General features: G+C 49.4%; 7 protein-coding genes. 5 read left to right on the top strand and 2 right to left on the bottom strand.

Annotation, left to right across the window (positions count from 1 at the left end):
* Nucleotides 1-319 precede the first annotated feature (319 nt).
* A complete protein-coding gene (locus tag CAG65_RS00615) occupies nt 320-1,336 on the top strand; it encodes a GGDEF domain-containing protein (RefSeq protein ID WP_021705067.1) in 1,017 nt (338 codons plus the stop codon).
* A 14-nt stretch (nt 1,337-1,350) separates the two neighbouring features.
* Here the strand turns inward: CAG65_RS00615 and CAG65_RS00610 are convergent, their stop codons facing one another.
* Entirely contained in the window at nt 1,351-4,251 is a 2,901-nt protein-coding gene (locus tag CAG65_RS00610) for an HD domain-containing phosphohydrolase (protein WP_161451458.1), read from the bottom strand.
* Between the two features lie 233 nt (nt 4,252-4,484).
* Between CAG65_RS00610 and CAG65_RS00605 the strand changes: the two genes are divergently transcribed.
* Complete coding sequence (locus CAG65_RS00605; protein ID WP_021705065.1) at nt 4,485-4,766, top strand: putative hemolysin; 282 nt, start codon at nt 4,485-4,487, stop codon at nt 4,764-4,766.
* 60 nt (nt 4,767-4,826) lie between these two features.
* Here the strand turns inward: CAG65_RS00605 and CAG65_RS00600 are convergent, their stop codons facing one another.
* On the bottom strand, nt 4,827-5,693 hold the full coding sequence (locus CAG65_RS00600; RefSeq protein WP_161451456.1) for a YdcF family protein: 867 nt from the start codon (nt 5,691-5,693) through the stop codon (nt 4,827-4,829).
* Nucleotides 5,694-5,818: 125 nt separating this feature from the next.
* Here CAG65_RS00600 and CAG65_RS00595 point away from each other — a divergent pair, with 125 nt between their 5' ends.
* The 3 genes from CAG65_RS00595 to CAG65_RS00585 form a co-directional block, all read left to right on the top strand.
* Complete coding sequence (locus CAG65_RS00595; protein WP_161451454.1) at nt 5,819-6,226, top strand: hypothetical protein; 408 nt, start codon at nt 5,819-5,821, stop codon at nt 6,224-6,226.
* A gap of 49 nt (nt 6,227-6,275) precedes the next feature.
* A complete protein-coding gene (locus CAG65_RS00590) occupies nt 6,276-6,929 on the top strand; it encodes a DedA family protein (RefSeq protein WP_161451452.1) in 654 nt (217 codons plus the stop codon).
* A 364-nt stretch (nt 6,930-7,293) separates the two neighbouring features.
* A partial coding sequence (locus CAG65_RS00585; RefSeq protein WP_161451450.1) for an L-serine ammonia-lyase occupies nt 7,294-8,653 on the top strand: 1,360 nt, incomplete at its 3' end.

The following is an 8,653-nucleotide window of genomic DNA, read 5'->3' as shown; positions in this document are numbered from 1 at the left end:
GCGCCCACTCCTGCGAGATATTGCCAATTTCCCCAGTTTGAGGCCACATCGTAATCAATCAATTGCGATTCAATAAATGCCTGTTTTTGCCATGATAAATATGAGTAACTTTTTCTAATGATTACGCATTTTTTTTTGGTTTTGATCATGTTTAACTGCAACAAATTAATGATAACGTCAGAGATCGAAAGTCACCGGAATATCAGACATCAAATAAATGTCTAATTCCTCTCAAAAACCCTACTAATACTAAAGAAAATAGCCAATTTTTAGGGTAACCTACGCGTTCTAATAAAGGATTGCCTGACAATAACGACAGATGGCCAACGACGAGTTTAAAAAATCCACTGCTAACCTACGGAAAGCAGTGCCGCTGATGATGAAAAATCATGTCGCAGCGACTCCTGCAAATTATGCGCTTTGGTATACCTATGTTGACAATGCGATTCCACAGTTGACAGTGGAAATGGATAACGTATTGGACAAGCTGGGTATTTGCCCGCCAGCAACCAACAAAATGCTGTACAACAACTATGTAGCAACCAAAGCCGAGACCAGTATTTCGGATCTGCGTTCGAATATCGAAGTGCTGGTGCACGAAGTCTCCAGCACCATGTCGGACACGTTGGATGATACGTCTGCATTTTCCACGATGATTGATAAGAAAATTGATCAGCTCGAAGCAGCGCATAACGGAAACATGTCCATTGAAGACGTGATGGGATTAGTACGTGATTTGGTGACCGAATCACGTGAAATTCGTCATTCCACTCGTTTTCTTAACAGCCAGCTCAACACGGCCAGTGGCGAGATCCGTCGCCTCAAAGAGCAATTGGCTGAGGTACAGCAGGACGCGTTATTCGATAGCCTGTCCAGCCTTTACAACCGCCGTGCGTTTGATGAAGATCTGGAAACGCTGTGCGCGGCCAACCAGAATCTGAGTCTGATCCTGCTCGATATCGACCATTTCAAAGGCTTTAACGATACCTATGGCCACTTGTTTGGCGATACCATCATTAAGAGTCTCGCTCGTCGCTTGCAACTCTCCTGCCGTGAAGGCATTACCGCCTATCGTTATGGCGGTGAAGAGTTTGCCGTGATTGTGCCGAACAAATCACTGCGAATCACACGCCAATTCGCCGAAACACTGCGCCGGGCCATTGAAAAGCTGTCAATCAAGAATAAACGTACTGGCGATCCGGTCGGCAATATCACCGCGTCGTTTGGTGTCGCTGAGTTGGAAGCGGGTGAAAGCGCTTTGTCTCTGGTCGACCGGGCAGATCAGCAGTTGTACGAGGCCAAACACCTCGGCCGAAATCGCGTTATGCCAGTCTAGTCCAACGGCCCCGCTCAGTACGATAAGTACTGAGCTTCATCAACGTGATCAATCTGCTCGGGCTTTAAAAATGCCCGCGCGTATTGCATGTATACCCCTGACTCAATAAACAGACGAAATAAATCCGGGTCGATGTGCTCATCGGCCACCATGCGCGTCATGATTTGCAGCGATTCCGATAAGGTCTTGGCTTTTTTATAAGGCCTATCTGTACTGGTCAGCGCCTCAAAAATATCGGCGATCGCCATGGCTCGTGCAGTCAGTGGCATCTCGCTCGCTTTCAGCCCCAGTGGATACCCCTGCCCGTTCATCTTCTCATGATGCCCACCCGCGATTTGCGGGATCCGGCGCATGTGACTCGGAAACGGCAATGACTCCAACATCACAATGGTCTGTACAATGTGATCATTAATGATAAAGCGCTCTTCTTCATTCAACGTCCCGCGCTTGACCGACAAATTATACAACTCGCCCTGATTCGCCTGATATTGCGTTGGCTGGAGGTTAAAGCGTGCGTCACGAGTCCGATCGCCTTTCCACGCAATCAGGTGTTCTGGTTTGTCTTCCAGCAAGTGTTCAAAGTCTGGGGTTGTCACTGTGGATTGGGCCAGTCTATCGCTCTCTTCCCATGACAATCCGAGTGACTTATCCATGGTCCGCAACCATTTTCGTTGTCCGATGCGCTTAAGCCGCTCAACATCTTCGTCCATTACAAACTGCTCGCCCTGATTGAGGTCCGCGATAAAGGCAAACTCCTCGTCCAGTTCACCCATTCTTTGCTCCATTTCTTGCATCGCTTCATCAGGTAGTATCGGCGGTAGAAATCGTCTGCATACTTCCAGCTCCACATCGCGTTTAAGCACCTCAAACCGGGTACGTATTTCATGAATCCGGTTGTAGATGGTCTCCAGTTTGGTGGCTTTGTCGACCACATGCTCTGGCGTGGTTATCTTGCCACAGTCGTGTAACCACGCCGCGATGTGTAACTCTTCGAATTGGTTGGGGCTCATCGAAAATGCTTTGAATGGCTCACGATCGGAATCATGCGCCGCCTTACTCAACCATTCAGTTAACACCGGGACACGTTGACAGTGGTTGCCAGTATATGGGGATTTGGTGTCCATCGCACTCGCCATCAACTTGATGGTTGAATCCAGTAACGCCTTCTGATCTTTGAGCAGCTTGCGCGTATCAAGTGTCACCGATAAATAACTGATCAACATTTCGATATAGTGGGTATAGCGCTCCAAATACTGCTGTCGCTGCTCTCCTTTGTACAATACCCCAAAAGTGCCGATGACCTGACGTTGTCGGTCCAGCAAAGGATAAAAGACGTAATCGCCCTGCTCACCGGATTTAAGCACCGACGACGGCATACCTCGCACCTTGTTACCGTCCAGTACCGTGCGTTGCTTGGCAATAAAAACATCGCGAACAAAATGACTGGCGCGTTGAGTAGGCATGTTTTTCTTTTCGAATGCACTCAGCTCCAGAGGATCTGCCTCCTCCCACCAAACATGCCGGGGCTTCAGCAGATGATGTTCGGAATCCAGCAGATACAGAAAGACGCCTTTGGCTTCGATCGCATCACTCACTTCGTCACACACCATATGCAGCAGTTTGTCAGTGTCCGCTTCATGCGCAATCCGGCTGGTCAGCATCACAAAGCGTTGCAGTGTCGCCTGCATACTTTGTAAGGATGAACGCAACTGATAAATCTCTCTAACGCGCGAGTAAATGCCATTTTCTGTCGAAAAATCGAGCCGCTCGATCGCGCGTGCCCGATTCGTTTCCTGGCGAATCGGCTTTGCTATCATCTGCGAAATCAAATACGCCAACGGAATCACAATTAAAATCAGAGCAATCGACAAATACACGGTATTGCGTCGAATCACTTGTGCCTGGTGCAGCAGCTCATCCGATTTTGCCGCCATCAGCAAATGTAATGTTTTACCTGGGTAAAACTCCACATCCGCCAGCGCGCCGAACCACTGCTCCCCATTGTATTCAAACTCACCCAGAGCGTTGGTTTTAGATTGCTGTTGTACCGCGCTGGTGATCATCGGGGAGTTGAGATCACTGAGATAAATGCGGCGATTGTTGAGACTGCGGTTCTGAACGTCAAAATAGCTCGGGTCACTAAAGGCATAAACCTGTTGGTGATCATCAAACAGCACCCTGACCGAAGACTTTTCTACCAAGGTTTCTCGCAGCGAGTCGGAGAGATTCTGCAACAGTACATCGGCTGCAAACACGGTGCCATTTGCGGCTTTACGGTGGATGGTTAGCCCCACCTTTTGCAGTCGATAGAAGAAATACGGATCTGAGATGCGCGCTTCCTCAACTACAGATTGCTTGAACCAGTCCCGCGTGCGGGGATCAAAATTGTCGGAGGGTTCAGTCGTCCGGTACAGTTCATGAAAATCCGTGTCATAAAACGCCATAACAAAGCGGTTGGAATACACGCTGGAGCTGGCGGCAACGAAACGGGCATGTGCTGGTGCCTTCATGTCCTCTTTGTATTGCGGTGTGCTCAGGTGGCTCACCACAAAAAAGTCACCATTTGGATAACTGACGGTGTAAGAGGTGATGTGAGGGTACTCCAGTAACAAGCTGCCAATTTCATACACGTATTCAATCCGCTGGTTAAAAGAGCTGGCACTGGCTAAGTTACCTTGTCGGAACGCACTGATGGCGGACAAGGCAGGATCATACTGAGCTTTCAGTGTGCCGTGTGTTTCGCTGGCAATCCGAGAAAAGATTTTTTTATTTGCCTCAAGCAGCACGCTTTCCATACTGCGGTTAGTGAGCCAGATTTGCGTCAGGCTCATACAGAGGATCAACACCACGAACAGCGTCGATATGTGTATGTGCAACGGAAAAGAAAAACGTTTCTGATGGTCGACCCTGATCATTGCGGCACTCCGTCTCTGTTCATAAAACTTTAGTACAGACTGGGAGTTAGCGACTTTTTTTCACCATAACAGCTGTCGTGAAATTGCGACTGAAGGAATTTTGGCGCCGTGCCACTGGTATATGTCGGCGAATTCTTAGACCTCTTCGGCGTTTTTGACACACTTAAGACAATGTTTTTCATAAGGTTGTCTATACTGGCAAGGCCAATCTTTCAGTTACCTTGGAGTACAAAATGAAGAAATCCTATCTATTGGTGGGGCTAGGGGCAGCCGCTGCACTGCTGGCAGGTTGTTCGAATGAACCTGATAAATACGACGTAAAAGAGTATACCTCTATCGCTAACCCGGCTTCGGTGTACTGTGTTCAACAAGATGGCAAACTGGAAACCGTCACCGAGAACGACCAACGCGTCACCTACTGTGTTTTCTCTGAAAATGACCGCACTGAACAGTGGGAATACTACCGCGAACATCAGAAAAAAGCCGACAATACATCGATGCAAGACGCTCAGTAATCGATCACCTGGCAAGAATGAGAAAAGGACACCATCAGGGTGTCCTTTTTCGATTTGACCTCAGCGAGCTCCCCACCAGCGCCCAACATGGCCTTGCTCTGGGTCACACCAGCGATTCAACAGCGTCAGATTATGATCAAACACCATCAACGCATCGCTGACTGATTCTGGTCTGAGCGGCGGTTTAGTCAGCATCATCATTTCGCCTAGCAGCCCAGCCACACTCACCAGTGCTGGTGCTTGCGCATCATTCAAGCGATCACTGACACTCTGCAACGTATCACGCGTCTGATAAAATACGGCCTGATGCCGATTTGTGACATTGTCACGAAAGCAGCGATTCTGATAACCTTCCAGAAACACACGATAAAGTGTTAACTGATCAACCAGCGCAAATAGCTGCCCGCGCTCGCCTGCATACGGATAAGGCGCAGACACGTGTTGGGCCTGACTGGGGCTAATGTCCAAATGCAAGCCATGCTGCGCGCAACGCTTAATCAAAAGACGCAGTAACCCCTGCTCGGGCATCTGCTTTTCGACCATCAAAATCCGTTTCAGATGGTAATCAGTAGACACCAAGGTAACCGCTATCGTTTGACTGGCATTGACCACGCCAGATGAAAGCAGCGTTTGTGCCATGCAGGTCATGTTCTCAATCGTATTGGTTGAGCGCTGCTCGATCACAACCTGAGCGGGCGGGAAATCCCATCCTGTTTCCAGGCACAAAGACTCAAACCGCATTTTCATCGCCGCCGATTCAGATTGTGTTTGACTATCGCTGTAGCCGCCGCATATTGCCAACACCGTACGATCCACATCGCAATGACTCAGCGCTTCAAACGCCGCGCCGATTCTGGCTTCGCCTTCAGGCGTTAACTGATTGCCGACCAAGCGTTTACCCAACACGATCACTAAGCGGTCTATCATCCCCATTCCAATGTAAAGGCCGATTTGTCCCATTATTGCAGAGCATGGCAACCCAACCGAGTTTTGCGTTGCTTTTTCTCGATTCCCGCCACATACTCGGGCCAGACCGGAGTGAGTTGTTAAGTATGATGCGTTGTAAACTGTTTCGCGCAGGCCCGTTTTTATTGGTGGTGATGTTGATGTCGCTGATGACATCTGCCTTGCCACACCTAAAAAATGAGCGTGGCGAAGCAAGGTTCACCCCAGAGTCACTGACCGAACAACACCATTCCTCTCACTGGTTAAACGAAGCGTTTTATCTCCAACAAGCGATTCTTCCTGCTGCCAATTCACGCCACTATGGCAAAGCGCCGGATAAGAATACGCTCTCAGCCGACAGTGATTTACTCAGCGATCTGACCAATCTGGCTTGCGTGATTTTACTGCTCGCGACTCTGATCTCTGTCGTGTTGCGCCAGGTCGTATGCCGAGACCGACACTGGCATAAACGCTATCGATTCCTGCACCTGCAATACCGCTACTTACAGGCCTGACAACCGCTTTACCTCGCTATTTGTTCCCATTTCAATTTCAGGTAAGCCTATGTTTCATTCTGTAATCAATATTGTGGATGCCTTGTGGCATCAAAACATCGACGCGCTGACGCAAACTAGCATGCTTTCTTTATACGTGTGTATCGGGGTAATCATCTGGTTAGAGAGCGCTTTTCTACCCGCGGCTCCTCTGCCTTGCGACAGTGTCATTATACTCAGTGGCAGCCTTGCCGCACTCGGCGTCATCGACTTGTACACCATCATTGCGGTGCTGACGGTCGCCGCCTGGCTGGGCAGTTTGCTGGCGTATTATCAGGGGCGTCAACTGCAATACTGGCCGCGTGTAAGACACTGGCTCACACACGTTCCCGAGCAACATCTCACCACTACCGACCGATTGCTGGGTAAGTACGGCTTGGTGGCACTCTTTCTGGCACGCTTTCTGCCGGTTGTGCGTTCCTTAGTGCCTCTGGTCATGGGGCTACGGGAACAAAACGGTTACCGTATTATCCATCTCGCCGCCATCAGTTCAGCATTATGGATTGCCATTCTGGTCTTGCTGGGATACAGCCTTAAATTCCTGCCAGAATCGTTATCCAAACCCGTGACGATGCTACTGATGTTGGCCCCTTTGATCACGCTCGCCATCGGCATTATCAGTGTGACGATTGGCTGGTGGATGAAAAAACGCACTCGTGCCTGAAGCCATCGGCTTATCATTATGGCTCAGCTCGTCTGAGCCATCCCTCCCCCGCAGAAACAATGATCGCTCAAGCATTTTTTAAGTAACCTCAAACTTCGTCGGTATTTGCACCTCTGTCGTTGTGCTAACGTGGTTTAGCCTTGCTCAATAAACGGCCAGTTGACTAAATGTTCTCTGTAGGAAAGCAGGCGAAGGTCAATGACACACCATAAGAAGTCTGTCAGACCACCAGAGAGCAAAAAGCCTGACCAACAACTAAAATTTATAAATAACCAGAAGCACTTATTCGCACAACCCACCTGATGCTCAGTACTGTTGTATCGCTGTGGTTGCCCTTAGCACTGTCGTAGTAGGTAAAAATTATATGCTGTCAATATTCGATATTTTCAAAATTGGCGTCGGCCCTTCCAGTTCTCACACCAATGGGCCTATGATCGCAGGTTATCAGTTTACCCGCCTGATAGAGCCTCAACTCCGGCTCGTTGAGCGTATTCAAGTCGATCTTTACGGTTCATTATCTCTGACTGGTAAAGGGCACCATACGGATCGTGCCGTCATTCTCGGTCTGCTGGGTAACCGTCCGGACACCATTAAAATTACCAGTGCCAATGAAGCGATGCGCACCGCCATTGATGACGGCAAACTCGCGTTGTCCGGCGACAAAATCATCACCTTCAACTACGACAGTGACATTCTGTTCCATCGTGACAACCTGCCGTTGCATGAAAACGGTATGACGATTACAGCATTTGACCAGCACGGTAATCAGGTTGGTTTCGAAACCTATTACTCGATTGGCGGCGGTTTCATCGCCACCGCCGATGAACTTGAACACGGCAGTAAAGAAGAGAGCGTCAGCGTGGAGTACCCGTTCAGTAGCGCCGAAGAAATGCTGGATCTGGCTGAACAAAACGGGCTGAGCCTCGGCGGAATGGTGCTGCGCAACGAATTGGCATTTCAAGACATGGATACCATTGACCAGAAGGCGGAGCAGATTTGGCGGGTCATGAGCCGCTGTATGGAACGTGGCTTTGAAACCGAAGGTATTCTGGAAGGAGGACTGAACGTAACACGCCGGGCCCCCAACCTGCTCAAAAAGCTTGAAGCGAACGCCGCTATCGAAAATGACCCGATGGAAATCATGGACTGGATTAACCTGTTTGCCTTTGCCGTCAGCGAAGAAAATGCAGCGGGCGGTCAAGTGGTCACGTCACCGACAAATGGAGCCGCGGGCGTAATACCTGCGGTTTTAATGTACTACCACCGCTTTATCAAAACACTTGATACCAAACAATTGAAAGATTTTTTGGCCGTCGCTGGAGCCATCGGGATCCTGTACAAAACTAATGCATCGATTTCCGGAGCTGAAGTCGGTTGTCAGGGCGAAGTTGGCGTGTCTTCCTCCATGGCGGCCGCGGGCCTGACAGCACTGCGTGGCGGCAGTAACGAGCAGATGTGCATCGCTGCGGAAATCGCCATGGAGCACTCACTGGGGATGACCTGTGACCCAATCGGCGGATTGGTGCAGGTACCGTGTATAGAACGAAACGCCATGGGGGCCGTCAAAGCCATCAATGCATCCCGAATGGCACTCAAACGAACCAGTAAATGCCTTATTTCTTTAGATAAGGTCATTGAGACTATGTATCAAACCGGTAAAGATATGAATAAAAAATACCGAGAAACATCACTGGGTGGTCTCGCTATTATTCATATGGCACCAC

It is taken from the genome of Vibrio sp. V39_P1S14PM300, assembly GCF_009904765.1.
GTDB lineage: Bacteria > Pseudomonadota > Gammaproteobacteria > Enterobacterales > Vibrionaceae > Vibrio > Vibrio proteolyticus.
This window is presented reverse-complemented; position numbering and strand designations above follow the sequence as displayed.

Excerpts from the sequence above, each read along its gene's own strand:
- CAG65_RS00595 (WP_161451454.1), top strand. The coding sequence starts at position 5,819 with ATGATGCGTTGTAAACTGTTTCGCGCAGGCCCGTTTTTATTGGTGGTG.
- CAG65_RS00600 (WP_161451456.1), bottom strand. The coding sequence starts at position 5,693 with ATGATAGACCGCTTAGTGATCGTGTTGGGTAAACGCTTGGTCGGCAAT.
- CAG65_RS00610 (WP_161451458.1), bottom strand. The coding sequence starts at position 4,251 with ATGATCAGGGTCGACCATCAGAAACGTTTTTCTTTTCCGTTGCACATA.
- CAG65_RS00590 (WP_161451452.1), top strand. The coding sequence starts at position 6,276 with ATGTTTCATTCTGTAATCAATATTGTGGATGCCTTGTGGCATCAAAAC.
- CAG65_RS00615 (WP_021705067.1), top strand. The coding sequence starts at position 320 with ATGGCCAACGACGAGTTTAAAAAATCCACTGCTAACCTACGGAAAGCA.
- CAG65_RS00605 (WP_021705065.1), top strand. The coding sequence starts at position 4,485 with ATGAAGAAATCCTATCTATTGGTGGGGCTAGGGGCAGCCGCTGCACTG.